This window comes from Roseivirga seohaensis, from assembly GCF_001592945.1.
In the GTDB taxonomy this organism is placed as follows: domain Bacteria; phylum Bacteroidota; class Bacteroidia; order Cytophagales; family Cyclobacteriaceae; genus Roseivirga; species Roseivirga seohaensis.
This window is the reverse complement of sequence record NZ_LRPB01000005.1, coordinates 137,145-163,198: the sequence shown is the minus strand read 5'-3', so window position 1 is coordinate 163,198 and position 26,054 is coordinate 137,145. Positions and strand designations below refer to the sequence as shown.

The window sequence follows — 26,054 nt, the reverse complement described above, 5'->3', positions numbered from 1 at the left end:
CTTTGTTGGTGTTACATAAATTGCCATGCCAGTCTTTCTATGAGTAAAGAGTTGAACCATAATATTGTTATTGCCCTTGAAAGAATTTCAGAAGCTTTTAAGACTTTACTATGGGACAAGGCCAAACTGTATGGGCTAAGCCCTATTCAAATTCAGGTGCTACTTTTTGTTGCACATCACAAATCAGAGCTTAGCAACGTAAGCCATTTAGCCAAAGAGTTCAACCTTACAAAACCGACCATCAGCGATGCCGTCAAAGCCCTAAGCAGTAAGGGCTATATTGAAAAAGAACAGTCATCTGTTGATAGCCGAAGCTATACCTTGCTTCTTTCGGCAGATGGGCAGGCACTTATTCAAGCCTTGGACAGTTATTCTCAACCGTTAGAAAGAATTCTAAGTGATCAAGAAGAACAGAACCTCAACACGCTTTACGCTACGCTAACTAAACTGATATTTCAACTTAATAAAAATGGTGTTTTGAGTGTTCAGAGAACATGCTTTGGTTGTAAGTTTTATAGCAAAACAGAAAGCAACCATTTTTGCACATTCCTCCAAAAAGAACTTATTGATACAGAAATTAGGCTAGATTGCCCTGAGTTCGAGTCAGTAGAGAACTAATAGCCCTTTACCCCAGCCTCCACAGCTATAGGTAAGTGATTTGGTTCGGGCACCATCGGACATTCGTATTTATCGCTATAAGCGCAATATGGATTATAGAGTTTATTAAAGTCGATAACCCAATCTGTTCCTTCAGGAATACCTTCATAGTGTAAATAACGCCCAGCATCATAAGTGCTTTCACCAGTAGTTGAATCTATCAAAGGAAGAAATACATAGGTTTTTTGCCCTGGAATGGTGAACCTCTGAATTTGGAGGTAAGCCTCTAAAGTATAAGGTTTACCTTTTAACTCGAAATGAAGAATTCCGATGCGCTTATACAACTGCGTTGTTCCTTTGCTAGTATATAGCGGAAATGGCTTTGAATCTGGAGTGGGCTCAAATCTAGCTTGTACCATATAATTTTCATCAATAGGAAAAAAATCATGCCCCTTGAATTCCTTTCGTTCTTGGGCTGTCAAAGGCGATTTACTTGGGTTTAGAAACTCTGCGTTTTGCTCTTTTCGATACGCTTGAATTTCTTCAATGTAACTCAAATTTTGAGCATTTATAGGTTCAAATGAAAACAAACACAAAAGAATAACAGACAGGAATAGGAAACGCATAAGCTTAGATTTCAATCAATATCACCCTTCCAAAATTGATACCAGAGTAGTTTTACGCTAAGGTAAACAAACATTCAGAATTACGTTTACGCAGTTATACTTGTTTAATCCCCCACGGAGCAACGCTGAATAAAAAATTAAGAATGAATATGCTAAACAGATTGAATGGCCGCCCAATTGAGCAACTTTGCCTCTAAAAATTTCTTTTCCGTATTATTCTGTGCTTGATTTATAGCCTTTTTTAGATGAAAAATAGCCTTCTCAAAATTTCCAACTTCGGCATACAGTTCAGCTTTTAAGGCTTGGAAAGATTGAACTTCTGAAAATTCACTTTCAATATCAGCCATGGCGTCTAAGGCCTTTTGAGCACCAAGCACTTTACTCATCACAAACACCCTACTCATTTTCACTACGGGCGAAGGTTTCAGTTTTACTAACCCATCATACAGTTTAAAAATCACTTTCCAGTTGGTCTTTTCATAACTGGCCGCAACGGTATAATAGCTTGCAATTGCTGCTTCTAATTGATAAACAGAAGTATTTTCTGCTTTGCTGGATTCTTGCATAAACTTCCAGCCCCATTGAATATAATCGTCTCGGTACAGAGTTCGGTCTTGATGTTCTAATGTCAACAAGGATCCATCTTTCCCTATTCTAGCCGGAAACCGCGCTGCTTTAAAAAGCATCATGGCAATCAAGGCATTCAGTTCGCTGGTATGGCAATCTTTGGCATTGGTAAGGATAAAAGCCAACCGAATGGCCTCTTCACATAGCTCATAACGAATCAACTCATCACCCTCTGTAGCTTTATATCCTTCATTAAATAAAAGATAAATTACTTGAAGAACTACTTCAAGTCTTTCATTTATGGCATCTCCTTCTGGAACTGAAAGTTCTCCTACTTCTGCCTTAAATTTCTGTTTGGCTCTAGTAATGGCCTTCTTGGCTGCATCCTCCTTCTTTAAAAGTGCTCTGGCAATTTCCTTCACACTGAGCCCGCAAAGTAGCTTTAAACTCAGCATCAATTGTTCTTGAAGTTTAATGGAAGGGTGACAGCAGGCGAAAATCATTCTCAACTGACCATCAACCAATTCTCCTTCTTCGAGCTCAAACTCAGAAGTAGCTTCCTCCTCACTTTCATTATGCGCCCCGTAAGCCACAGACTTATTCTGCCTTCTGAGTTGGTCGATCAACTGATTGTTTGCTACCCGATACAGCCATGCTGAAGGGTTTTCTGGCACAGGCTGAGAATTCCATAATTTGGCTGCTTTTAGTAGTGATTCCTGAACAGCATCTTCAATCTGATCAATCAAAGCCGATGAATATCGATTAGTGAAAAGCGACACCATTTTTGTATACTCTTGCCGAAAAAGATAATCGAGTGTATTGTTGATTTCGGGCTTTGACATTGATGCAAAGTAATAAAAAAAGCCATCCGTCAGACGACAGATGGCTTCTTGTTGAATTCTAATTGGTATATATGAAATTACTTAATCGCGAATTCGGAGTCTTGGATTCCTGTATTCACTTCTACTTTCATATCGGCTTCAATTGTTCCAAGACCTGGAATGGCCAGTTTAATTTTTTTAGGAAATTTAATACCTCCAACTTCCTGATATTCCATTATTTCTTGAGTTCCAGCAATAGATTCTTCTTTCACCACTAAACCTGTTTCTTTGCTAAAATACCTTTTGCTAGTTGCGCCAGAAGGTGATTTGATTGTCATAACATAGGTTTCTTTACCGTTTACGGTTTCTAACCCAGTCATTTCTAAATTGTAGCCCGCCTTGAAATAAAATAATTCAGGGAACATAATTGCACCTTCCTTCATTCCGTCTAATTGCGGACCAGCAGGTATTTCTTGAGTTTGTCCTTGAACGGTAACCTTTACTTCTCCATTATTTACAATAGATTCCTGAAGGGTCATTCCACTAATTCCGGTAGATTGCTTGCTCATTGTATTACCTTTCTGCATTGTGGTAATTGTTAAAGTTTGCCCCTGAACAGAGGTAGTAATTACAGCCTTTACATCTTTAACGGACTCAAGTTTTTCAGCTCCTCCAATGGCTTCTACATACTTATCAATGATAGCCTTCGCATCTACCGATCCAACTGCGGCCTTCTGAGCTTCAGGGTCGACTGCATTACCGTCAACATCGTAATAGGTAATTGGGCCAAACTGCTTCAATTTTGGAGCAATTTCTTCTGCTTTTCCTACCACAATAACATTGGCTTTATCAGGGCGAATATATTTCATTGCTACTTCTTGAATATCCTTGGCCGTGATAGCATCCAAACGTTTCAGGTAAGTTGCATAGTAATCTTCGGGAAGGTTATTCAGCTGAGTATTCAAAGCAAATTGAGCAACAGTACTTCTACTTTCTAAAGACCTTGCAAATGAACCTCTCAAGGAGTTTTTAGCTAAATCCAATTCTTCTTGGGTCACCAATTCAGTACGAATACGGTTCATTTCATTAAAGAATTCAACCAAAGCGCTGTCAGTCACTTCATTTCTAACGCTTGCATTGGCAGAGAAAGTAGCACTATATCTGCTAGAACCAATACTCGAGTAAGCACCATAGGTATAGCCTTTGTCTTCTCTTAAATTTGTAAACAAACGTGCAGATGCACTTCCGCCTAGTATCTGGTTAAGCACGCTCAACTTCGTTACATCGGTAGTGCCAGGCTTATTGTCAATTGGATAAGTAATGTTAATCACCGATTGCACCGCAGAAGCTTTATCTACAATATTAACGTTGGTTTTTGTTACTGAAGCGGGTTGTACAAAATTCTCAGGAGTGAAGTCACCTTCTTTCCAGTCAGAGAAATACTTCTTCGCAAGCTTCTGAGCATCTTTCTTTGATATATCACCCACAACCACCAAATAAGCAATATTAGGTTTGAAATACTTTTTGTAGTGATTTCGAACATCTTCAATAGTAATGTTGGCTACAGTTTCCTCTGTAGTCATTTCACCATATGTGTGCTCTTTGCCGTAGTTCACAATTGAACTAATGATACTAGAAATTGAATTTGGATCATCTTTAGCAGAAGCCAAACCCGTTATGGTTTGTTTCTTTACTTTCTCTAACTCATCTTCAGGAAAAGCTGGATTGTAAAGAATATCCGTCATTAATTTCAATACATCTTCTTTGTATTTAGAAAGTGAAAAAGCCGACATAGAAGTGGCTCCAGCATTTACGCTAGCTCCCATAAAGTCAATTTCTTCATCTAACACCTCTTTACTTTTAGAGGTTGTTCCCGCTCTCATCACTTGACCAAACATTCCTGCTAAGCCAGATTTATCTCCCTCGGTAATTGGTCCTGTGTTTAGCGAAAGCGTCCAAGCAACGGTAGGGAGCTTGTCGTTCTCCACCACAATTACCTTAAGTCCATTTTTCAATGTAAAGCTCTCGTAGTCTCCAATCTTAATTTCTCTTGCGGCTGCAGGTTCTGGTCTTTTCGACCTATCTACTTGGGCGAATGTGTTGACAGAGATCAACGCAAGTGCCATAATTAATAGCTTCTTCATTCTCTATTCCCTCCTTCTTTTTTGATTTTTGATTCCTCGGGTTTTTCTTGTTCAGATTTTGGTCGGTAGGTTAACACTACTTTATTTTCTGGTACAAGATATTTTTTAGCTACACGCTGTAAATCTTCTCTAGTCACCTTTTTATAGCGCTCTATTTCTGTATTGATTAAATCAGTATTTCCGAAATACACATGGTAATTGGCCAAACTCTCTGCAATTGACTGTACAGAACCGTATCCAGAAATAAAATTGTTTTCCACTTGATTTTTCACTTTTTGAAACTCTCTTTCTGGAATCAGTTCGCTCTTAGTCTGCTCGATCATGGCATCAACTTCGGCTTCCAAATCTTCAATGGCAACTCCTTGGTTTGGAATGGCAAAATTGATAAACAAGCCTTCACTTTCAAGACCTAAGGGAATAGACTGAACAGCCAAAGCCATACCTTTATTATCTACAATTTCTTTCTGAAATCTTGAACTCTGCCCGCCAGAAAGTAATGTGGTAAGCATTTGAAGCGCATAATAATCTTCTGTTCCTTGTGCTGGCATTCGGTAGCCCTGCACCAAAGCGGGTACTTGAATATTATCGAACACGGTCTCCTCTACTGTGCCTTCTAATTTTGGAGCTGTAATTTTAGGTCTAGGAATTTTTCTCGTTCCCTTCTTAATTTCTCCAAAGTATTTTTCTATCAACTTCTTTGCCTCAGCTATATCAATATCGCCAGCAATTGAAAGTGTAGCGTTATTCGGCACATAAAACGTTTCGTAGAAGTCTACAAAATCTTGATCGGTGGCGGCATCGATATCTTCAAATGAGCCAATTGGCGCCCATTCATAGTTTGTGCCTCGATAAGCATTTTTAAGCATTACAGAAATCACAGAGCCGTAAGGTTGATTGTCTACTCTAAGTCGTTTTTCCTCTTTAACAACTTCCTTTTGTGTAGCAATTCCAGCAGAATCAATTTTTGCATGAAGCATTCTTTCAGACTCCATATACAAGCCAAGCTCTAACTGGTTTGAGGGTAAGGTTTCGAAATAATACGTTCTATCGTTCGATGTATTTGCGTTTAAACTTCCTCCGGCCGCTTCAATAATTTTAAAGTATTCTCCTCTTTTAAGGTTAGGCGAACCTTCAAACATTAAGTGTTCAAAGAAGTGAGCAAAGCCAGTTCTTCCTTTGGGCTCATTTTTAGAGCCTACATGATAAAGTACTGATACAGTAACGATAGGGGTGGAATTATCTTGATGAAGAATTACATGAAGTCCATTGTCCATGTCATACTCTTCAAATTCGATATTTTGGGCTTGAGACACATAAGTAGCCACTGCACAAAACACCAGAATCAGACTGATTTTTCTAAGCATAAGTATATAGGGTTTGTTTTGACTTCAAATTAAGCCAAAATATTTCTGTTCTTCTAATGCGAATGGCCAGCGGAAAGATATTCCGCTGGATGGGGAGTAAAAAGGGTGGGTTATTTTAAGCGCCTTAAAACTTCATGTACCTCTGGAGTTTTTAATCTTGGGCCATATTGGCTCACTATTCTTGAACTGGCCAAACTGGCTAATTTTCCGGCTTCAGCATACGACATTCCGTTGGTAATACCGTACAGAAAAGCCCCAGCGTACATATCTCCTGCTCCATTGGTATCGATGGCTTTTACATCATATGCTTCTATATCGATAAAAGTATCGCCATCGAAAATCATGGCTCCGTTTTTCCCTTGAGTAATCACAAACCTTCTGGCGTCTTTCTTCATGGCCTGACGGGCTTCTTCTAGGTTGTCTTTGCCAGTGTAAGTTTTGGCTTCTTCTTCGTTGCAGAAAATCAAATCTACCGAAGCACCAATTACTTCAGTAAACTGGGCTTTGAAAAATTTGGCGATAGAAGGGTCTGAAAGTGTAATCGAGGTTTTTACACGGTAATCTTCGGCTATTTTCTTGGCCTTCATCATGGCCTCTACTCCATTTGGAGAAGTGGTCAGATAACCTTCTAGGTAAATATATTGTGAATCTTTAATGGCATTTTCGTCCAGTTCTTTTACCGAAAAATTCGATGTAGCCCCCAAGAAAGTATTCATGGTTCTGTCGGCATCTGGCGTAATCATTACCAAACATTTTCCTGTAACTCCATCTTCTCTTTCTTGCTTGTCGAGGTTGGTATCTACGCCTGCCTCACGCATATCTTTCATGTAGAAATCACCAAATTCATCGTTGGCCACTTTGCATGAATAGAACGATTTTCCTCCAAACTGACTGATGGCAATCATAGAATTAGCCGCAGACCCTCCCGATTTACGTACTGTATCGGTTTGCATCATTGAGTTAATCAATCTGAACTGAGTTTCTTCGTCTACTAAGGTCATTAAGCCTTTTTCAACCTTATGTTCGGTTAAGAATTGTTCATCAATCTTGAACTCAAGGTCAACCAAGGCATTTCCAATGCCATATACATCGTACTTCTTTTTCATATACTATTATTATATAAAGGAAGCTCTTTTAAACTCCTTCGTTTCGTCAAATAATTTTCGGTAGGTAATGTGCGTTTTTGCAATTTCGGCACCGATTTGTTCTGCCACGCGCATCATTTTTGGATTGAAATCACCAATCCAGTTCATTTCTATATTTTCGTACTGAAACCCTTTTTTCCAAGCTAAGGTTTTTACAAATGAAACCACCAAACCTCCTTCAACGCCTTTCCGCTGATGGGTTGGTACTACTCCAAATACAATCCCTAAAGCCTTTTTGCATACACCTGTTTTGAGCATATACATGAACTTAATTTTCGACCATAAATTCCATTGGCCATTTAGGTGTTTATAAAGTTGGTTCAATTCTGGAATGGAAATGAAAAAAGCGACAGGTTCTCCTTTATAAAAAGCAAACCAAACGATTTTAACATCAGTAATTGGTTTTAGCTGCTTAAAGATATTGTGTGCTTGCGCTTCTGTCATGGGTTTTACTCCATTGTGACCTGTCCAAGCTTCATTATAAACTTTTAAGAAGTACTTGTGAGCAATTTTGAATTCATCCTTTCTAATATGCCTGAATTCGTAGTCGGGGTTATCTAGGCTACTTTGAGCCTTTGCGTAAAAACGATCGTCAAGTTCTACTTGGCTGCCCACCGGTCGTTTGTAGGTAAACTGTTTGAAGTATTCTTTAAAACCGTAAGCCTCGAAAAGATCTTTGTAGTAGAGGAAATTATACGGCATTTGATAGTTAGGCTCTGAAAATCCATCGACTAAAAGCCCCCACCAATTGTTACGGTCGCCAAAATTGATTGGCCCATCCATGGCTTCCATTCCGCGTTCTTCAAGCCATTTTTTACCAGCATCAAAAAGCATAAATGCCGCAGCTTGATCATCAATACACTCAAAAAAGCCAACTCCACCTGTAGGCTGCTCTTGTGCTTCGGCTACCTTTTTAATAATGAACGCTGCCAGCCTGCCAATGACTTCTCCTTTATCATTCTTTAAAATCCAGCGAATGGCTTCACCATTTCTATAATTTTTATTTTTACTGGGGTCGAAAACAGCCTTGATGTCCTTATCAAGAGGTCTAATCCAGTTTTTTTCATTTCTATAAAGCCTTACAGGCAATTGAATGAATTCTTTTTCGGAATGGCTGTCGGTAACTTCAAATAGTTGCATGTACGAAATTGGGCAGCCCAAAAATAATTAGATATACCCAACATCAAAATGTTATGCGCAGGCTTTTGATAAGAATGTGATCGAAGGCAAATCTCTGTGTTAAAAATCAGGTTCCTTTATTCCCCAGCCCTTTCGCTCTATCAGGGTAATCGGTAATAATTCCGTCTACGCCATCTGCCACCAATTGCTCCATATCTTTCCGGTCATTCACGGTCCAAGGAATTACTTTCATTCCTTTTTCATGAATCAAATCAATGTCTTCTTTCTTCAGGAGAATGTAATATGGGCTGTAAACTTCTGGAGTAAACCCTAGTGCTTCCAGATTGGCCTCCACTCCTTTTGCGTTTTCTACCAAAGCCACCAAACGAACCTCTGGGTTCGACTTATGTAAATGCTTGAGCACATTAAAATCGAATGATTGAATGGTAAAGTGTTCGTTGGTAAGCCTTTCTCTAATTACACTTAAAACTAACTCAGAAAACTCATCTACTTCTGGTTGACTGACATTATATTCACTTTCTAGGCTCTTGATTTCAATATTATAACCCACCCTTGGAAGATTATTTTCCCTTAAGTGATCTTCTACCATTGAAATTACATCGGCCAATAAAGGTTTTGCGGTTTCAGTTTTCACTTGTTCTGGAAAACGAGCATTTCCTCTCGATCCGCAATCATAGCCCACCACTTCTGCGTAATCCATCTCATAAATATTCAGCTTTGGTTCTTCTTCCTTAGTAATGGGTTCTCCATTGGGTTTATCGCAAATTGAAGAAAGCATATATGGGTCGTGCGAAACCACTACTTGTTTGTCTTTGGTAATCACCACATCCAGTTCTAAAGTAGTTACCCCTTCCTCTAAAGCCCTCATAAATGCTGGAATAGAATTTTCAGGCATTAAGCCTCTAGCGCCTCTGTGCCCTTGAATATCGAGAGGTTCTTGAACTTTGGCACAACCTAAGACAACACAAAAAAGAAGTAATACAGAAGTTTTCATAAATAGAATTTGAATCAAATTACGCAAAGGAAATTAAAAATGAGATTCTGAAACGGACAAGGTAGTAATACGCCCTGCTTATAATAAAAAAACAGGGCGTCTCAACTTTATTTCTCCCAATCTACTTTATGAGTATCGATTAAAACATTTTCTAAGCCTCGCATTTCAAAAGTTACTTGAGGTTTAGCCTGAGACCAGTCGATTTTAATGAGCCCAAAGCTCTTTTTATCTACCAGTTTACTCACTCTAAATCCGTTGGGTTCAGTTGTATTTCCTTCCGAACTATGGGTTAAACCACTTGAGGTGAAATCATAAAATGCACCATAGCCAGGAATCACTGTTTTTGAAATTTCCGAAATATGGCGATCTCCGCTTAGATAGAAAGTATTTTTTGGCTGAACAGTACCGATAAGCTTCAATAGCCTTTGCTTTGCCTTCGGGAAATTATTCCACTTTTCGTAAGGGTGCTCCTCTGGTAATAATTGTATTCCTCCTGCCAAAATATGAATATCGGCATCGCTATTGGTCAGTTCATTTTCAAGCCATTTCCATTGGTCTTCACCCAAAATATCTCCTTCTAAGTTTGGTACATACTTTCTGTCAACACGGTTCAATTCATCTCTGAAATAACGCGCATCTAAAAGCATAATTTTTACTTTATTACCCTCTACTCCATATTCGTACGATTGGTAGCCACCTTCCCTTTTCCAAGCTGGGTTATTACGCTCTACATCTAAAAATTCAAACATTAGGTCGCGGCTTTCTTTCCGTTTCACAAACTCTTTACCGCCATCGTTCACCCCATAATCATGGTCGTCCCAAATGCCAATAATATCCATCTGCTTTAGCATCTTCTGATAGTCAGCATTTGATTTTTGTACTTCATACTTTTCTTTCAAGAGTGCCATATCTTGGGTATCACCATAGATATTATCGCCTAACCAAATCCATAGGTCGGGGTTATTTTTTAGTACTTCGGGCCATAAATACTGTGGCGCCTCTTGGCGACTGCACGAACCGATAGCAATAGTGGTTAATACTTTAGTTCGGCTGGCATCTTGGGCAAAACCATTGATGGTCAGGAACAAAGCAATTGCAGTTAATTTTAAGCTTGTTAGTTTAGTTTTCATGCTGTAAAACTTCATTTTTTACTTAGCAGAAATTGAAAATCATTATTAATAAATTGTTACAATTGAATCACAAATCGTTAATTTTCGATGCATAAAACCTTTAACCCATGAGAAAGAAAATCTTATTATTGATGTGCCTCTTCCCGCTCATGAGCTTTGCCCAACAAAATTGGGGAGCAAAATTCGAACAGCTAGGCACAACCCTCCCTACACCTAACGAATACCGCACTGGGTCGGGAGAACCTGGGCCAGCCTATTGGCAGCAAAAAGCCGATTATAAAATCGCAGTAACATTAGACGACAAAAACCAGAAAATTTCTGGTTCTGAAACGGTAACCTACACGAACAATTCACCTTCGACTTTAAAATACATTTGGGTTCAGCTAGACCAAAATGTGAGAAAAGCTGACAATACCGGAGCGCTCACCAACGGCTTTGGGCAGCTAAGAGACAATACGTCTAGCTTGGGCACTAGTAGAGCTGCCTCTATGATTGACGCGGGTTTTGATGGCGGTTTCAAACTAGAAAAAGTAACCGATACCAATGGTAAGCCATTGACTTATTTAATCAATGACACCATGATGAAAATCACCTTACCTACGCCATTAAAAACTGGCGAATCATTTAGTTTTAAGACTGCTTGGTGGTATAACATAAACGATAGGGCTCAGCTTGGTGGCCGGTCTGGCTACGAACATTTTGTGGAAGACGACAACTATTTATACACCATTGCTCAGTTCTACCCAAGAATGGCAGTGTATGACGATGTTAATGGATGGCAACACAAGCAATTTTTAGGTTCAGGAGAATTTGCGCTTACTTTTGGCGATTTCGAGGTATCTATCACAGTTCCTTCCGACCACATTGTAGCAGCTACGGGTACTTTACAAAACCCCTCTGATGTATTGACAAAAACAGAATTACAGCGTTTTGAACAAGCCAAAAAGAGTTTTGACAAACCTGTAATCATTACCACGCAAAAAGAAGCGGAAGCCAAGGAAAAGAAAAGAGCTTCTACCCAATCTACTTGGACCTTCAAAGCAGAAAATGTAAGAGATTTTGCTTTTGCCAGCTCTAGAAAATTCATCTGGGATGCCCAAGCTGTTAAACTGAAAAACAATACGCCTTTGGCGATGTCTTACTACCCTAAAGAAGGCAATCCGCTTTGGGAAAAAGAATCGACTAAAGCGGTTGTAAATACCTTGATTTCATATTCCAACATGTCCATTGAATACCCCTACCCAAAAGCCATTTCGGTACATGCAGCTAGCATTGGTATGGAGTATCCTATGATCTGCTTCAACTTTGGTCGCCCACGACCTGATGGAACCTATGATGACTTCATCACAACAAATATGGTTTCTGTAATTGTTCACGAAGTAGGCCACAATTTCTTCCCTATGATTGTAAATTCAGACGAAAGACAATGGGCTTGGATGGATGAAGGATTAAACTCTTTCTTGGAATATAGAACCATGCACGAGTACTATGATTACTTGCCATACACATCTAACTCTCCGGCTGCCATAGTGCCATACATGAAAGGTAGCAAAGATTTTATGCGTCCAATTATGACCAATCCTGAGCAGTCGCTTCAATTGGGGCCAGAGGCATATTCAAAGCCTTCTGCTGCCTTGGTAGTGTTAAGAGAAACTGTAATGGGACCAGAATTATTCGATGCCGCTTTTAAAGAATATTCAGAACGATGGGCGTTTAAGCATCCAAAACCAGCTGACTTTTTCCGTACTATGGAAGATGCCTCTGGCGTAGATTTGGACTGGTTCTGGAAAGGCTGGTTCTACACTACAGACAATGTAGAAGTAGATGTAAGCGATGTAAAATGGTTCAAAATCAAAGGTGAAAACCAACAGGTTGAAAAAACAGTGAATGCGCAAGCGGGAACGCTGGGCAACGAGCAAAATGCCGATAATCCATTCTATACTAAGCCTCAAGAAATTGAACTAACGGACAGCCGCGTGAGAGGCGAATACCGAAGCGAGATTCCGAACGATGCCATCAGAAAACGATTAGCAGGAAAAAATTTATACCAAGTAACTTTTAAAAACACAGGAGGGTTAATTACTCCATTGGTAATTGAGTGGACATACAAAGACGGCACTAAAGAAATCGAGAAAATTCCTGCAGAAATCTGGAGACTTAGCGAAAGCCAAGTGTCTCATATTTTTGCTAAAGACAAAGAAGTGGCCAGTATGATGTTTGATCCGAACAAGGAGTTAGCCGATGTAAACACGGAAAATAATTCCTTTCCAAGAAAGAACACCCAAAGTGCTTTTGATAAAGCCAAAGAAAAAGGAGGAAACTAGTTTTCCTGCTCAGAACAGCTAAACTAAACCCCGAGGCCTCTAGCTTCGGGGTTTGCTTTTTAAAGCTAAAAAAGGATTTCTACCAAAAAACAAGCAGATTTCCCTTTCGTAAAAAGGAACTAACCTTTTGCCAAACACTTGAGTTTAGGAAAGCGGTTACTTTTTTATTAGCGTTTTGGAAGAAAAAACATTTGAACTGACGGCACAACCGGCACATAAAATAGCCGTACCATTATTTTTACTTACTGCCCTGTGCTACTTTACACCCCTAGCATATTTCTACTTTAGCTGTTGCGAAACCGACAGTACTTTTCTTTGGTTTGGTGGATTTTATTTAGCACTCGGCCTTATATATTTGGTTAGAAAGTACACCCGCTAAAATTCCCATTTTATTACATTTCATAATCGTATAAATTATTATAATTGCAGCTTAATCGGGGTATGGCGCAGTCCGGTAGCGTGCTCGTCTGGGGGGCGAGAGGTCGTGGGTTCAAATCCCGCTACCCCGACTCAATTAGAGGAAAGTAGGTTCAGTCCGAAATCTCGGAGCCGCTACCCCGACTTGATTAAGAAAAGTGGGTTCACTTTGAAGTTTCGGAGCCGCTACCCCGACATTCTGAACAAGCATTTATATCTTTTGCTCGTATTCTAACTCCCCTTAAGTAAGGCCATCGAAAATCGCTAACCTTCAAAATCTCACTTACAAAAGCAAATCTAAATTACTGTCCTAACAAAAGTCATTTCAGATTTTCAGATTGCCATATGATTTTAAAAACCACAAAACATGGCAAATATTTCAAGGAAATTTATGCCAAAGAAGTTGATGGTGTTTCCTTTGAAGTAAACTGTCCTTTATGCGGGAAACTTCAATATGTCACTTTTAAAGAATTTGAATACTCAAAATGTAAGGGACGTTTATCTCACGGAAGCAAGTCATCATGCATGATCATGTTTGAGAAGTTTTAGAATTTAATCTCTCAATATTGTAAAGAGAGATGATTTTATCACCTGAGTAGATAGTTTGACTTACTTGCATCCTTGCGAAAAAGTCTAACTATCTTACCCACTCAATTTTATCAGAGAGCATTCCGCAATAGACCGAGCATGAGAATTAAGAAACTTAGAGGGCACCATCGTATATGGAAGGACATTGAGACTTGGAAGAACGAAAATCTTAAACTCAATATGGAGTCCTTAAAAAGCAGTCAGCGCGATCATACAAAAATTTGGGTGAGTCCTTATTGCGACTATACTTTATTGAACAGCGAATACCCTCAACCCAAAGGTAAAACCCGCCAAAAAATACTTGCTGGTTTGATCGATATCTATACCGAATGGAAAAAGCAGTTGGATGCATTGGGAGAACCTTATTACCTCAAAATATGGCTTATCGACCCGTACTTTGCCAACTCTCAGGTGGTCTGTGCGATTGGTGATTTTCTCCATTTCTATGACAGCACATTCTTTAATCCCGATCAAGAATACACAGCACGGGCTGATCATCAAATCAAAAACCTTCCTAATGGCTTCAATTGGGAATGCCGCCTAGACGAAATGCATCTAAGCAGTAATGATCTGGGCGAGCCTGAAGACTATTACGATGAAGTAGATTTCCTAACAGAGAAAAAGGCCTTTGAAAAACAATTAAAAAAGCCACATCGAAAAACAGTTAGTAAATCAGAGGACGATGAAGTAACAAAGTATTACTCTTTCAAAGTAGGACATGCTTGGTTGGGAAGTAAGGACTAACCTTCTACTCGGCAGTCAAAAAGCTTTTGTCAATCAAATCCTCAACAGACAAAGCGCTGTTCACCAAATTAAGCACTCTTAAAGTGTCGATGGTGGTTTGCAGCATTACTGGGTTAAGGTGCGGACGAGGTGTCCAGTTTACATCTTTGAGCCATGCTTCTACATCTTCTGGTTTTAAATGATAGAAGTCGCTGATCAATTTAACTTTATCAGCACTAGCAATAAATTGATTTACTTGCTGAAACAAGGCATTTATAGTTGTTAACACGGCTTCTTTCTTTTCTTGAAAGGCCTTGTCCGACACACAGATTACAAAGCAGCTGAAAGGCGTTTTCCGCTCCCCTACTCTTCTAAATTCTCCATTGTCCACTAAAGATTTGGTCGTGAACTTCTCCCAGAAGAAAACATCTGAATCGCCATATTTGAATGACTCGCGTGCACCAGCCAAATTATCGATCACTTCGAATTTCATACCCTCCGTAGACCAGCCTCTTGCTTTTGCGTCTATAATGGCCATCAAGTGAGAGCCCGAACCATAGCGGCTAATGGCATAGCGTTTTCCTTCAATGTCAGCAACAGTTTTAAAATCAGAATTAGCGGGTACATGAATCCCCCAGGTTAAAGAAGAATCGACATAGAAACTAAAAATCTTGAAGGCTTTCCCTTTATCAATTCCTTGAACAGCACCTTCCGTAAGCAAGATTCCAATGTCTAAATCCCCATCGTGTAAAGCTTGCGCTAGAAGGCCAGTACCACCGTGATAATCGGCCCAATGTGGTGTAATTCTAGATTTCTCAAGTATTCCAGAGGCAAGCAATAGTTGCCAAGGCATATTAAAATGTTCTGGCACCCCACCAATTTTCAACTCAACCATTCCTCTTTAAAAAATTTGAGGTGCAAAGAACACCAAAATCACAGAGAAAAGCGCCCAAAAAATGGAAAGAATGTCGTGCTGCTGAGGTAAGAGATAGATTAAATCAATTAAGGGTTTTAGAGAAAGAGTGGAAATAAAAAAAGCCTCTATGAGTAATTTAACTCACAGAGGCTTTTGCTTACGATCAAGTATGAGTTTACCTGATCTCCTTCATCAATTCCTCAATGGCTTTTTCCAGCTGCTGATCTCTTCCTTTATCTACAACACCTGGCATTAACTTCACCTTAAACTGAGGTTCGGTTTGGTTGTTTTCCATCCATTCGCCTGCCTTATTTTTGGCACTCACAGGTACAACTCCCCATCTTCCACCATCGGGCAAACCTTCCCAACCAGCAAAACTACAGGTACCAGGTACTGGCATTCCCACCGTTTTACCGATTTTAAGATCGGTATAACCACTGGCAAAGCAGTGACCATCAGAATACATACTTTCGTTGAACATGGCTAAAGTTGGTTTTGTCCAACGAGAAGTTGGTTCTCCGCCTACCACTTTAGCTTCTGTAGCATAAGTAATAAATGGTTCACCTGTGAAGAACATGGCCAAATCAGCTACCAAATCTCCTCCTCCATTAAATCGTGTATCGACTACAACAGCTTTACGATTAGAAAATTTACCCATCATATCTTCGTAAATATCACGATAAGGGCCATCGCTCATACCCGGAATATGTACATAGCCCAACTGACCTTTACTCTTCTCTTCTACTTCTTTCTCATTGATTTTCACCCAACGGTCATACAACAAACCTCTTTCAGCCCCTAAAGAAATAGGCTTCATGGTAATTTGCTGTCTCTTTTTAGTTGCAGGATCATAGATTTCTAACAAAGTGAATTGATCCGCTTTACGGTTTAAGTATTTGGCTACATCCACATTCTGAGCAATGGTTTCTCCATCAATTTTTTCGATGATCATGCCTTTAGTTACATTGAGGTTCGCTTTGTCAAGCGGTCCTCCTTTAATTACTTCAGTAATTAAAATACCATCGTCTTTGTGTTTATAGTCCATAAAAATTCCCAGCGAAGCAGTGGCATCGGCATTTGGAATACTTGTGCTGTATCTGGCGCCAGAGTGTGACACATTTAGTTCTCCGAGCATTTCTGAAAGCAATTCAGAGAATTCATATGAGTTACCTATTGAAGGCAAATATTTGGAATATTCTTTTCTCATCAGCTCCCAATCAATACCGTGGAAAGTTGGTTCGTAAAAAACATTCTTAGTTCTAATGTATACATGGTCAAACATATACTGACGCTCTGCAACGGCATCGTAATTCATTTCTCCTTTTATATCCACTCCTTCGCGCTTTCCACTTTCTGGGTCAATTTTAGAAATTCTACCGCCACTTAATAGGTAAAGATTCTTTCTGTCTTTATCCCAAGTAAGGCTGCCAAAACCTGCATCGAGTTTCATTGCCATTTTAGTTTCGCGGGTTCTTAAATCCGTACTCCAAAGGTTCATTCCTTTTTCAAAACGCGCCAAGTAATACAGTTTATCACCATCTTTAGAAAGTACGGCATCTCCCAAACTTGAAGAGTGAATGGTCATTCTCACCTTACGGTCTTTCATGTCATCCCAGTCGAAAGTGAGGTCTTTCACCTTTTCTTTCTCTTTCTCATCTTTCTTATCTTTGTCTTTTTCCTTGTCTTCAGCCTCATCTTTTTTCGTTGCTTTTTCGATTTCCTTCATCAAGTCGTAATCTTCTTTGCTTAGGTTATACTTATCCCAAGCGTCTTGATCGAAGAACATACTGTACACATCGCGTTGAGATGAACCACTGGTGGCATAGCTCTTCAAGCCATCACGGTTACTGAACCAAATCATTTGCTTACCATCATTCACCCATTTAGGATTACTGTCTCCATAACCACTTTCAGTAAGGTTTAATCGTTTAGAGCCATCAGCTGCTAATAGAAGAATTTCGCTATTGCTCAATGTTTTTCCCCAATCGAACAAAATCCATTTGCTGTCGGGACTCCAACTGAAAGACTGGTCTCCATCACCCATGTGATACAAATCTTCTGGGGTCATCAGAGTAGTTGTATTGTTCGAAGCCAAATCCAACACCTTTAAAGTTCTTCTTCCTTCAATAAAAGCTAGTTTTTTTCCATCGGGTGAAAAATTAGGAAGGTAATTATCGAGCTTATTTTGCACCAAAGGCTCTTCCTTTAATAAGGTGGAAGCGAAGAAAAATGGCTCTTCGGTTTCACGAATTCTTGTGGTTTTGAAGATGCTCCATCGTCCATCTCTTTCGCTGGCATAAACCACTGATTTTCCATCAGGTGAAAAAGTCACGAAGCTTTCTTGCTCTGGTGTATTGGTAATTCTTTTGGTGAGAGAACCGTCTACTGAAGTTATAAACACTTCGCCACGGGCAGTAAATGCAATTTCTTTTCCATTAGGTGAAATGGCCATTTCGCCCACACCACCATTAATAGAAATGAACTTATCGATATTGGCTTTGTTTTGAGTAACAATATTCACAGAAAGCTTTTTTGGTTGTTGCCCTTCTTTCATGGTGTATAATTCGCCATCGTAGCCAAAGCTTAAAATGTCTCCGCCCATGCTTAGGAAACGAACCGGGTGAGTTTTGAAATTCGTTAGTTGAGTTCTTGCAGAAGGGTTGTCTAGCGAAAGCTTGTGCACATTGAAATTGCCACTTTCTTCGCTTAAAAAGTAAAGGCTTTTCTCGTCTTGGCTATAAATCGGCTGGCGGTCTTCTCCTTCATAAGAAGTAATCATTTTGTGTGAATCCGTCTTTTTATCATATACCCAAATATCACGGGCAATAGCAGATTTTTGATGCTTACGAAATTCATTTTCGCCTCCTTTTTTATCGTGGTAAACCATCTGGCTTCCGCTTTTATTTACCTGCACATACTCTGCTGGAAAAGTAAAAACTTGGTCTACACGCCCTCCAGCTACTGGAACCGAGTATAATTCAGACTGAGAGCCATGAGGATACTGTCTGTGTTCGGCCAAATCTTGTCTTAACGCTCCGAACAAAACCGATTTATTATCGGCAGAAAAAGAGAAAGGCTGCTCATCATTTGAATGGAAGGTAATGCGATTTGCTTCTCCTCCACGGATGTCCATAGTGAATACATCAAAGTTGCCATAACGGTCCGAAGCAAAAGCGATGGTTTTTCCATCTTTGCTGAAAACAGGCATAAAATCATGCGATTCGTGAAAAGTAAGTTGAGTGGCATCGCCTCCATTGGTACTTACTTTATAAAGATCACCTTTGTAGGTAAAAACTATTGTTGTGCCATCTGGAGAGATGACCGGATAACGAAGCCAGTTTGGTGCATTTTGGGCGAAAAGCCCTACCGAAACCAACATTAAAAATGTGATGAGTTGTTTTTTCATATCAGGGTTGTTTTGAAGAGGGTGAAGCTATGAAAAAAATCAAATCGCAGCTAATGTCAAAGCCCCTAAAGTCGAAAACTAATCATCCAATAAAGCAACGTTCAAAAAGTCGATCATGGGTAAAATGGCCGCATAAGATTCAATTACCATGTCATGAAAACCATCAGAAAGAATGTCTTTCCTTGAAATTGGCCGCATGGCTGCAATACTTTTCAGCCTTAGCAACTCAATAAACTCATGGTCTTGCGAATAGCCCTTTGGTGCAGTTTTTAGTGCTCCTTCTGTATAGAAATGAAACCAACTTTTAAAGGGTTCGGCATTTAAGGTTTTCATCAGCTTGTGTCCTTCGTAATCAATTTCAGTTCTTATTTTCTTGAGCCTTTCACTGTCTGGATGCCAAATTCCGCCCGCCATTAAGGTTTCATCAGTGCCCAAGTGTACATAGAAATCGGCCAAGCCCTTCCCATGCCCAAACACTACTCCAAAATGGTTTTTATAAGTAGGCCTTTCAGGGTGAAACATCAAGTTGTTATTGATTCTACTAATGGCTTTTCTGGCTGAAGGCTGCACAATTCTTGGGTCGATTTCCTTCAGCGAAGCTAAAATAGGCTCGAACAGATTGACTACTTCGCTTTTGGCTTCTTCATACCAAGCCCTGTTAGCGTCCATCCACTCTTTAGAATTGTTTGCACTGAGCTGTTCTAAAAATTCAAAAATCACTTTTCTTGCCATGCTACTTACTACCCGTTTTTCCGCTTAAAGTTTATGCTTGATTTTCGATAAGAGAAATTCCGTTTAAATCAGTCGTGAGGTACTCTGTCATTACATCGAAAAAAGGACGCAAGGCCAAAAATACAGACAGGGCATTTTCCACAAAGTCGGGGGAAGTTACTTCCTTATCGGAGAAGCTTTTGAACACGTACATGGATTTATATCTTAATAAATCTATGGAAGGATGATCTTTCTCAAAGCCTTTTGGTGCGGTTTTCAACTGTTCACCTTGCAAGCCTCCAAAGGTTTTCATGAACTTAGGATCGGATATTACTTTCCTTAAAGGTTCATCATCCATAGCAATGTGATCACGAATAAGTTTGATATCATCGGCATTGGGCTTATAGAAACCTCCGCCCACTACAGTGTTTCCGCCTGGCTGTAAATGGAAGTAATAACCACCTCTCAAGGCTGGTTTGGATCGATTGAAACTTCCAGCCCAACGTGGATTATAAGGACTTTTATCTTTCGAAAAACGTACATCTCTATAAATACGCATCAAGCTCTTTTTACCTGTGTGTGTAGTGATTTGATCATGTTCCGAAAGCCCAGACAACAAAGCATCGGCTACAGAAATCGCATTTTCATGCGCTTGTTCGTATTCCTTTTTATTGGCCGTAAACCATTCGCGGTTATTGTTTTCTGATAATTTTTTCAAAAAAGAGAAATTGGGGGGACTGATGTTCATGAATCAATGGTTTGATATTTCAACTAAAACTAACATTTACTAAACGAATGACCTGCTGAATTTGGGACATTTTACACTTATCGATGCGCTTGGTACAGAGCTGGCGGCAATACCTTTCCTAATTCATCGAACTTAGCTTTTTCAATAGCAGTCGATTCAACATAAGTCAAAGCTTCTTTGAGCTGTTCTTTAGTTCGAATTCCCACCACGGCACTGGTTACAGCAGAGTGACTCAATACCCATTGCAAAGCCACATGCGACAGTTTCGTTTTGTCATCCGTAAACTTCTTCATTTCGTTGACCAGCAATTCGATTTCTCGCAACTTATAATTAAGGAAAGCTTCCGGTCCTTTACCTGCCAATAACCCTTTTGCTAGACCACCACGTGCCATAACGCCCACCTTATTACTTTCCAAAAGGTTCAGCATTTCCTCTTCGGGCCTTCTGTCGAGTAAACTGTATTGCATCATTACGCTGACAATAGTTGAATTGGACACATATTCCCGAATTACATTGGGGCGAATGGAAGAGATGCCGTAATTTCTGATTTTACCTTCGGCCTTCAATTGTTCAAAAGCTTCTATCACTTCGCTGATCGAGTCTTCTATAGTTCCGCCATGCAACTGATACAAATCGATGTAATCCGTTTGAAGTCTTTTCAAGCTCTGATCAACGGCTTTCAGAATATAGTCTTTTGAAGGATTCCAATCCCAACCGCTGCCATCCGCTCTTAGTTGATTACCTACTTTTGTTGCCACAATCACCTCCGATCTTTTTCCTTTTAATGCTCGCCCAAGGGCTTCTTCGTTCTTCCCTTGGTCATAAAGGTCGGCAGTGTCAAAATAATTTATTCCGCCATCAATGGCAGCGTGGATCAACTCATCATTATCCTTTCGACTCAAATCCATTGACATACAGCCGAATGCGATTTCACTGATATGTAATTCTGTATTTTTTAGTGCTCTATATTTCATCGTAAAAAATTAAACAGCATTGTGCGTAAATAAATTCAAGGTTCAACTTGCCAAAAGAAAATCGATTTTCATATATTTGCACTCGCTTTTGAAAAGCGGATTGGTACCTAGCTCTTCCGAAACTTCGGAAGGATAGAGCAACTTAACGGTCCCTTAGCTCAATTGGATAGAGCAACTGCCTTCTAAGCAGTAGGTTTCAGGTTCGATTCCTGAAGGGATCACTTTTAAACCCCAATTCATTTTGAGTTGGGGTTTTTCTTTTCAGGATACTGAAAATGGTCTAATTCTGAACAAAAAAAAGTCCCTTAGCTCTCCCGAAGTTTCGGGAGGATAGAGCAACTGCCTTCTAAGCAGTAGGTTTCAGCCCCGAAGCTTCGGGGCGATCCTGAAGGATCACTTTTAAACCCCTCTGATAATTTCAGTGGGGTTTTTGTTTTTTAAGAGATTAAGTACAACACAAGTATAGACTCAACAAAATACACCCTTAGCTCCCCAGAAGTTCTAAGACGATATAAATCCTTATCATCTGTGCTTCCACTTTTTTGTCTGCATCACAGATTTGATGGATTACGGGATTTCACTGATTTGGCACCAAAGCCCGCTTTTGCTGTGTGTTTTTCATCAACAAATTGAGGGTGCTTATTATCCTGATTTCGATTCTCCTAGGTATAAAAAACTACCTAGCTTGCTTTAAACGCTGTAAGTTCAACTCATCTAGGGTTGTGGTGACAAACCTCTCGCCTGTGGTGTTGCACAGATAGAATTGATAATCAATCTGAACGATAGTGTTTTGGAAGGGGAGATTCCTGACTTCTGAGCTTAAGCGCATCGGTAGGCCAGTGATTGGGCTTTTCATTTGTCCTTTGTTAATACTACATCTTCTGAAAGTTGAACTGTTAAATCAACTGTCGGCAATAAAATAAAATCAAATTCTGTATCCTTAAGTTTTTCGTAAAGAACTCCTCGAGCTGTACCGACCGTTATTACACCGAGGTGTTGACAAAACTCTTTAGGGATAATTATCTGCTCATTCCCTTCACTCACGAATGCTTTATAAGCAGACTCCTCAACTTCAAACTGACATTCAATTTCAAGAATGATAAGAGGATTGTCATTAAAGTTAAATCTTACTTCAAAGAAAATTGATACACCGCAAATCTCATCTGATGCTCCGACATTAACACTAACCAACAGTTCACCTTGCGCCTCTTCCGAGTAGTTTTCTTCTAGAATAGCAAACTGATGAGTTTCAATAGCTCTTAAAGCAAATGGTATAGACAATTCCTTATTCATTAGGCTACCTTTAAATACCTCTTTTCAGACCTATGTGTTGAATGAGCCAGTGATTTTCCAAAACTTTCCAAAGCTTGCCTTTTAGAGAAAACCTCGTTTTCCAAGTATTCTTTACGTTCCTTTTTAATGACAATCTCATCAGAAAACAAAATGGCTTGTAACTGAATGCCCAACACCTTCTCCAATTTGTCAATGGTGGAGAACTTGAAATCACTTTGGCCTTTTACAATTTTCGTGACTTGTTGTGGACTAACCTCTAATTGACGAGCTAACTCTGCCTGACTCCAACCTTTGTCGTCAAGCGCATCTAAAACGCGCAATGCCACGCGGCCTGATTTTTTCAACCAGCCTTTGTTGGCTTTGCGATACTCAATTTGCTTTTTCCAGTCTGATACTGGGTTCTCTGCTGCGAGTTTATTTAATTTTTCTTCGATCTTGCTCATGATATCAAATATCTAAATAGACGAATTCTGCATCTTCACCTTCTTCAAGGTATTTCTTAACTAAATCAAGTTTGTAAAGTTCCGCTTTTGTATGCGGCCTTTCAATCATTCCGTCAGTGAGCTTTATAGCACCACCTGTGATAACGAAAGAGTTGCCATATCTAATGGCATAGACGCGTAAAAATGAATTGTGTTGATTTCCGTAAGCTTTGAGTTGCTGTAGATCATAAACGGTATCTTTTTCTTTGTTGTGTAGTGGTTTGAAAAACTGGTTAAGGTTATTACCAGTTTCATCTTCTGCTAATTCGAATAGCCATTCGAACAAATTATCGGCATCATCAACTGCTTTTTCAACAATCTCATTGATCTTGGTTTTGCCGTAATAAGCTTCATAATCCTTTTTGTATTGAATGAAGAACTTTCTAAGTTCTTCATAATCGCTCCATTGTTCTTGTAAGTTTCTTAGAGCATCTAATGCTTCACCTTCATACAAAACTGCATAAAGACAATCCTTTGAGCGCTCGAAGATACTAACAATATTCATTTTATCAACCTACAGGTTTATGTTTTAGTTCGAAAGCTACTTTAAATAGAGCCAGTTAAGGGTTGATTTGGATTTGGAGAGCCTAAAAAGCTGATTTTTAAGCTGCTACTATTCAAATTAAAATATTTGAAAATGTATTGAAGAGTCTTTAATTGTTCCTCTGTACTTCTATGGCCTTCCAAAAAAAGCTGCCCTTGTTTTACTTGGTTACTAAACGGTTTACCATTGGCATGAAAAGGCTCATTGTTGATGGCGTACTTGGTTTTTCCGTAATGATCAGGAATAGGTTCTTTTAACAGACCAATATTATTATCATCTAAAATCCAACTGGTAACTGTTATGAAAAGCTGCTTCCAAGTTTTTACTTCCGCGTTGTGATGATCAAGCTGAACAAATATAGGATCAGTGCCTTTTACCTTTAATTCTAGTATTTCTGAAAGGCTAGCTTGAATTATTACTGTCGGAGTTGTCTTCTTTTCCATCAAACTTTTCAGTTGAAGTAATAGCTCCTTGTCGTTGACAGCTGAAATATCCGCGATTAGCTTATTCTTTAATTCGGTTATGTTCATGATATCAATTTTAGAGGTTTAGATCGTAAACATTGTTTAACAGAATTTTGTGGTTTTGAAACGTAATGTGGTGCTGAGAAAGAGAATTACAATAGTCTTGAAAGAAACTGGCACAATAATTCTCGTCTGTGTCATCAGGCGAAGGGGTAACCAGCGCAATGTTCAGATCAATCTCTAAGTGCTCTATAAATTTTCGTATTTGTCCCTTATTCATTATGAATTTTAAGGAATTTATATTCTGAGTAACGTCAGCCATTACATCGTCAAATTCTGTGTTAGCTAACTCGCCTCTATTCCTTTTTTGAGAAATGAACTTTTGCTTCATTGTTGAATAATCGGCTGTCGAGACACTATTGAGATTCCTCCTTAGTTCTTCAAGGTAGGTTTCTGATGAAATTCGAATTTCAGTTTCAGTTTTACCACTGACAAATGCCAAATAGCAATACAGAAGATTGAGGTCTGAGAATAGTGTTGATTCTAAGCAATATCCGTCATGAGAAAAGGCAATTGAATTTCCTCTCAATCTTGACTCAATTGATGTATTCAATGACTGACTGTCTAAGAGAGTAGTAAAGTCTTTATCCGTGATAACAACATATTTCTTGTCTTTGAAGAGTTGGCTAAGTGTCCTTTTATTATGATCTAGTTTATCAACTAATCTGTCCTTTCCTCTAATGGAAAAGAATTGACAATTAGCAGGAACACTAGTAGCGGGAATTTCTCCAGCAGCTTTAAAATTTTCCAGAAGAAGTTTAATGTTTTTGACATCATCAGAACCTTCAACGAAAACAACATGATTAGCTTCATTGAGCTTTTGAAGAGCCAAAATCGGGCTTCCAAAGTCCTTCTTGACAAGATCAAAATCCTCTAAAGCTTTTAACTCCTTTTGAAGCTTAGCTTCATTATTCAGATAGAATAGTTCGCCATTATTGCATTCACTTACGAAAGCATCATTGTGACTAATAATGAATGTTTGATTATCCGCCAAGTCTCTTAGGCTTTTCATAAGCCTTTTTTGTAGGACTAAATGAATATGACTATCTGGTTCATCTATGAGCAATATGTTAAGCTCTGCGGCTGCGTAATCTAATGTTCCAAATATTTCTATCACTTGCAAAAGACCACTGCCTTGCATATGCAATTCATGTTGCTTACCGGTATGCTTCACCTGAAGATCAATGTATTCTTCGTTCTCTTGCCTAGATGAGTTAACGTGTTGAAACACGAAGGCCGATCCCATTACCTCGCTCACTTGATCATTAAGTTTGTCAAGGTGATTATGCTTGACAATCTTGTTCCGTAAAACATCTTGAGACTTACCTAGCATTATTTTACGATTAACCTGCCCTCTGGTCATATAGGGTTCTTCACCAAGGATTCTGGAAATTGGGGACGTTTCATAAAGGAATATTGCTTCATCTAGCTTGATGCTATTGTCTTTCATAGCCTGTGCAAAAACTTTAAAAGCCTGATTATTCCCTTTTGCAACTCTTAGATAAGAATCAGCAATAACTTTTGGCCTGTTGATATTGAATGCTAAGTCATGATCGACTCCATTATGGTGAAGTGTTAGCCTTATGACAGAATCATAAGGATATTTATTAAATAGATCAGTATCTCTCCAGAATCTTAGAAAGTCTAAATCTCTGAAAGGAATATACATGTTGTTGCCAACATAGAATTTAATCCTGTTCGTTTGAATGTATCTATGATAGCATCTATACCACAGTTGAAGGGCTTCAAAGATTGTACTCTTGCCTTGGTTGTTTTCCCCAATAATGACATTAAATGACTCGTTTGTATCAATTGAGATTTCTTGGAGACATTTGAAGTTTTTGATGTAGATTTTCGATATGTGCATGTTTATTTC

Annotated in this window: 22 protein-coding genes and 2 tRNA genes; 5 read left to right on the top strand and 19 right to left on the bottom strand. The window is 39.2% G+C overall.

Annotated features, from left to right (window positions below; translation table 11 throughout):
- Window positions 1-39: 39 nt before the first annotated feature.
- Window positions 40-618: a MarR family winged helix-turn-helix transcriptional regulator gene (locus tag AWW67_RS03285; RefSeq protein WP_062300236.1), complete on the top strand. Its 579-nt coding sequence runs from the start codon at window positions 40-42 to the stop codon at window positions 616-618.
- Here AWW67_RS03285 and AWW67_RS03280 read toward each other — a convergent pair.
- The 8 genes from AWW67_RS03280 to AWW67_RS03245 form a co-directional block, all read right to left on the bottom strand.
- Entirely contained in the window at window positions 615-1,154 is a 540-nt protein-coding gene (locus tag AWW67_RS03280) for a DUF1684 domain-containing protein (RefSeq protein ID WP_176699988.1), read from the bottom strand. The genes AWW67_RS03285 and AWW67_RS03280 overlap by 4 nt on opposite strands.
- A 221-nt stretch (window positions 1,155-1,375) precedes the next feature.
- Window positions 1,376-2,632: an RNA polymerase sigma factor gene (locus AWW67_RS03275; RefSeq protein WP_062300233.1), complete on the bottom strand. Its 1,257-nt coding sequence runs from the start codon at window positions 2,630-2,632 to the stop codon at window positions 1,376-1,378.
- A 77-nt stretch (window positions 2,633-2,709) separates the two neighbouring features.
- Entirely contained in the window at window positions 2,710-4,755 is a 2,046-nt protein-coding gene (locus AWW67_RS03270) for a M16 family metallopeptidase (RefSeq protein WP_062300231.1), read from the bottom strand.
- Complete coding sequence (locus AWW67_RS03265; protein WP_062300229.1) at window positions 4,752-6,119, bottom strand: M16 family metallopeptidase; 1,368 nt, start codon at window positions 6,117-6,119, stop codon at window positions 4,752-4,754. Before AWW67_RS03265 ends, AWW67_RS03270 begins: the two co-directional genes overlap by 4 nt.
- A gap of 110 nt (window positions 6,120-6,229) precedes the next feature.
- A complete protein-coding gene (locus AWW67_RS03260; protein WP_053224698.1) occupies window positions 6,230-7,225 on the bottom strand; it encodes an adenosine kinase in 996 nt (331 codons plus the stop codon).
- 9 nt (window positions 7,226-7,234) lie between these two features.
- Entirely contained in the window at window positions 7,235-8,404 is a 1,170-nt protein-coding gene (locus tag AWW67_RS03255; protein ID WP_062300227.1) for a hypothetical protein, read from the bottom strand.
- A gap of 106 nt (window positions 8,405-8,510) precedes the next feature.
- A complete protein-coding gene (locus tag AWW67_RS03250; protein WP_062300226.1) occupies window positions 8,511-9,398 on the bottom strand; it encodes a glycerophosphodiester phosphodiesterase family protein in 888 nt (295 codons plus the stop codon).
- A gap of 107 nt (window positions 9,399-9,505) precedes the next feature.
- Complete coding sequence (locus tag AWW67_RS03245) at window positions 9,506-10,528, bottom strand: alkaline phosphatase D family protein (protein ID WP_176699987.1); 1,023 nt, start codon at window positions 10,526-10,528, stop codon at window positions 9,506-9,508.
- Window positions 10,529-10,635: 107 nt separating this feature from the next.
- Here AWW67_RS03245 and AWW67_RS03240 point away from each other — a divergent pair, with 107 nt between their 5' ends.
- The 3 genes from AWW67_RS03240 to AWW67_RS03225 all read left to right on the top strand — a co-directional run bounded on the left by AWW67_RS03240 (window position 10,636) and on the right by AWW67_RS03225 (window position 14,601).
- Entirely contained in the window at window positions 10,636-12,852 is a 2,217-nt protein-coding gene (locus tag AWW67_RS03240) for a M1 family metallopeptidase (RefSeq protein WP_062300222.1), read from the top strand.
- 435 nt (window positions 12,853-13,287) lie between these two features.
- Window positions 13,288-13,361: transfer RNA gene (locus AWW67_RS03235), tRNA-Pro, on the top strand.
- Between the two features lie 595 nt (window positions 13,362-13,956).
- Complete coding sequence (locus tag AWW67_RS03225) at window positions 13,957-14,601, top strand: hypothetical protein (protein ID WP_062300218.1); 645 nt, start codon at window positions 13,957-13,959, stop codon at window positions 14,599-14,601.
- Between the two features lie 4 nt (window positions 14,602-14,605).
- Here the strand turns inward: AWW67_RS03225 and AWW67_RS03220 are convergent, their stop codons facing one another.
- The 5 genes from AWW67_RS03220 to AWW67_RS03200 form a co-directional block, all read right to left on the bottom strand.
- Window positions 14,606-15,475: an ABC transporter substrate-binding protein gene (locus AWW67_RS03220; protein ID WP_062300217.1), complete on the bottom strand. Its 870-nt coding sequence runs from the start codon at window positions 15,473-15,475 to the stop codon at window positions 14,606-14,608.
- Between the two features lie 196 nt (window positions 15,476-15,671).
- Entirely contained in the window at window positions 15,672-18,902 is a 3,231-nt protein-coding gene (locus AWW67_RS03215; protein WP_062300215.1) for a S41 family peptidase, read from the bottom strand.
- Between the two features lie 78 nt (window positions 18,903-18,980).
- The gene (locus AWW67_RS03210; RefSeq protein ID WP_053224686.1) at window positions 18,981-19,634 is read right to left on the bottom strand and encodes a DUF2461 domain-containing protein; all 654 of its coding nucleotides are present in this window, start codon (window positions 19,632-19,634) and stop codon (window positions 18,981-18,983) included.
- A 31-nt stretch (window positions 19,635-19,665) separates the two neighbouring features.
- A complete protein-coding gene (locus AWW67_RS03205) occupies window positions 19,666-20,361 on the bottom strand; it encodes a DUF2461 domain-containing protein (protein WP_062300213.1) in 696 nt (231 codons plus the stop codon).
- 77 nt (window positions 20,362-20,438) lie between these two features.
- Entirely contained in the window at window positions 20,439-21,335 is an 897-nt protein-coding gene (locus AWW67_RS03200; RefSeq protein WP_062300212.1) for an aldo/keto reductase, read from the bottom strand.
- A gap of 147 nt (window positions 21,336-21,482) precedes the next feature.
- Between AWW67_RS03200 and AWW67_RS03195 the strand changes: the two genes are divergently transcribed.
- Window positions 21,483-21,556: transfer RNA gene (locus AWW67_RS03195), tRNA-Arg, on the top strand.
- A 455-nt stretch (window positions 21,557-22,011) separates the two neighbouring features.
- On the opposite strand, the gene AWW67_RS18865 is transcribed toward AWW67_RS03195, so the two are convergent.
- Genes AWW67_RS18865 through AWW67_RS03170 form a run of 6 tightly spaced genes read right to left on the bottom strand, consistent with a single transcriptional unit; the run spans window position 22,012 to window position 26,045 of the window.
- The gene (locus AWW67_RS18865) at window positions 22,012-22,191 is read right to left on the bottom strand and encodes a hypothetical protein (RefSeq protein WP_141655371.1); all 180 of its coding nucleotides are present in this window, start codon (window positions 22,189-22,191) and stop codon (window positions 22,012-22,014) included.
- The gene (locus tag AWW67_RS03190) at window positions 22,188-22,628 is read right to left on the bottom strand and encodes a hypothetical protein (protein ID WP_062300210.1); all 441 of its coding nucleotides are present in this window, start codon (window positions 22,626-22,628) and stop codon (window positions 22,188-22,190) included. The genes AWW67_RS18865 and AWW67_RS03190 overlap by 4 nt, the downstream gene beginning before the upstream one ends.
- Window positions 22,628-23,071, bottom strand: coding sequence for a helix-turn-helix transcriptional regulator (locus AWW67_RS03185; protein WP_062300209.1), 444 nt, complete (start codon window positions 23,069-23,071; stop codon window positions 22,628-22,630). The genes AWW67_RS03190 and AWW67_RS03185 overlap by 1 nt, the downstream gene beginning before the upstream one ends.
- Window positions 23,072-23,075: 4 nt before the next feature.
- A complete protein-coding gene (locus AWW67_RS03180; protein ID WP_062300207.1) occupies window positions 23,076-23,615 on the bottom strand; it encodes a SpvB/TcaC N-terminal domain-containing protein in 540 nt (179 codons plus the stop codon).
- 41 nt (window positions 23,616-23,656) lie between these two features.
- Complete coding sequence (locus AWW67_RS03175) at window positions 23,657-24,184, bottom strand: hypothetical protein (RefSeq protein ID WP_062300205.1); 528 nt, start codon at window positions 24,182-24,184, stop codon at window positions 23,657-23,659.
- 10 nt (window positions 24,185-24,194) lie between these two features.
- Window positions 24,195-26,045: an ATP-dependent nuclease gene (locus AWW67_RS03170; protein ID WP_062300204.1), complete on the bottom strand. Its 1,851-nt coding sequence runs from the start codon at window positions 26,043-26,045 to the stop codon at window positions 24,195-24,197.
- Window positions 26,046-26,054 lie beyond the last annotated feature (9 nt).

What these genes read in the sequence shown, in the direction of transcription:
- AWW67_RS03180 (WP_062300207.1), bottom strand. Translation starts at nt 23,615, where the DNA reads ATGAATATTGTTAGTATCTTCGAGCGCTCAAAGGATTGTCTTTATGCA.
- AWW67_RS18865 (WP_141655371.1), bottom strand. Translation starts at nt 22,191, where the DNA reads ATGAAAAGCCCAATCACTGGCCTACCGATGCGCTTAAGCTCAGAAGTC.
- AWW67_RS03215 (WP_062300215.1), bottom strand. Translation starts at nt 18,902, where the DNA reads ATGAAAAAACAACTCATCACATTTTTAATGTTGGTTTCGGTAGGGCTT.
- AWW67_RS03285 (WP_062300236.1), top strand. Translation starts at nt 40, where the DNA reads ATGAGTAAAGAGTTGAACCATAATATTGTTATTGCCCTTGAAAGAATT.
- AWW67_RS03250 (WP_062300226.1), bottom strand. Translation starts at nt 9,398, where the DNA reads ATGAAAACTTCTGTATTACTTCTTTTTTGTGTTGTCTTAGGTTGTGCC.
- AWW67_RS03190 (WP_062300210.1), bottom strand. Translation starts at nt 22,628, where the DNA reads ATGAATAAGGAATTGTCTATACCATTTGCTTTAAGAGCTATTGAAACT.
- AWW67_RS03225 (WP_062300218.1), top strand. Translation starts at nt 13,957, where the DNA reads ATGAGAATTAAGAAACTTAGAGGGCACCATCGTATATGGAAGGACATT.
- AWW67_RS03260 (WP_053224698.1), bottom strand. Translation starts at nt 7,225, where the DNA reads ATGAAAAAGAAGTACGATGTATATGGCATTGGAAATGCCTTGGTTGAC.
- AWW67_RS03270 (WP_062300231.1), bottom strand. Translation starts at nt 4,755, where the DNA reads ATGAAGAAGCTATTAATTATGGCACTTGCGTTGATCTCTGTCAACACA.
- AWW67_RS03265 (WP_062300229.1), bottom strand. Translation starts at nt 6,119, where the DNA reads ATGCTTAGAAAAATCAGTCTGATTCTGGTGTTTTGTGCAGTGGCTACT.
- AWW67_RS03240 (WP_062300222.1), top strand. Translation starts at nt 10,636, where the DNA reads ATGAGAAAGAAAATCTTATTATTGATGTGCCTCTTCCCGCTCATGAGC.
- AWW67_RS03200 (WP_062300212.1), bottom strand. Translation starts at nt 21,335, where the DNA reads ATGAAATATAGAGCACTAAAAAATACAGAATTACATATCAGTGAAATC.
- AWW67_RS03170 (WP_062300204.1), bottom strand. Translation starts at nt 26,045, where the DNA reads ATGCACATATCGAAAATCTACATCAAAAACTTCAAATGTCTCCAAGAA.
- AWW67_RS03210 (WP_053224686.1), bottom strand. Translation starts at nt 19,634, where the DNA reads ATGGCAAGAAAAGTGATTTTTGAATTTTTAGAACAGCTCAGTGCAAAC.
- AWW67_RS03175 (WP_062300205.1), bottom strand. Translation starts at nt 24,184, where the DNA reads ATGAACATAACCGAATTAAAGAATAAGCTAATCGCGGATATTTCAGCT.
- AWW67_RS03275 (WP_062300233.1), bottom strand. Translation starts at nt 2,632, where the DNA reads ATGTCAAAGCCCGAAATCAACAATACACTCGATTATCTTTTTCGGCAA.
- AWW67_RS03205 (WP_062300213.1), bottom strand. Translation starts at nt 20,361, where the DNA reads ATGAACATCAGTCCCCCCAATTTCTCTTTTTTGAAAAAATTATCAGAA.
- AWW67_RS03220 (WP_062300217.1), bottom strand. Translation starts at nt 15,475, where the DNA reads ATGGTTGAGTTGAAAATTGGTGGGGTGCCAGAACATTTTAATATGCCT.
- AWW67_RS03185 (WP_062300209.1), bottom strand. Translation starts at nt 23,071, where the DNA reads ATGAGCAAGATCGAAGAAAAATTAAATAAACTCGCAGCAGAGAACCCA.
- AWW67_RS03255 (WP_062300227.1), bottom strand. Translation starts at nt 8,404, where the DNA reads ATGCAACTATTTGAAGTTACCGACAGCCATTCCGAAAAAGAATTCATT.
- AWW67_RS03245 (WP_176699987.1), bottom strand. Translation starts at nt 10,528, where the DNA reads ATGAAAACTAAACTAACAAGCTTAAAATTAACTGCAATTGCTTTGTTC.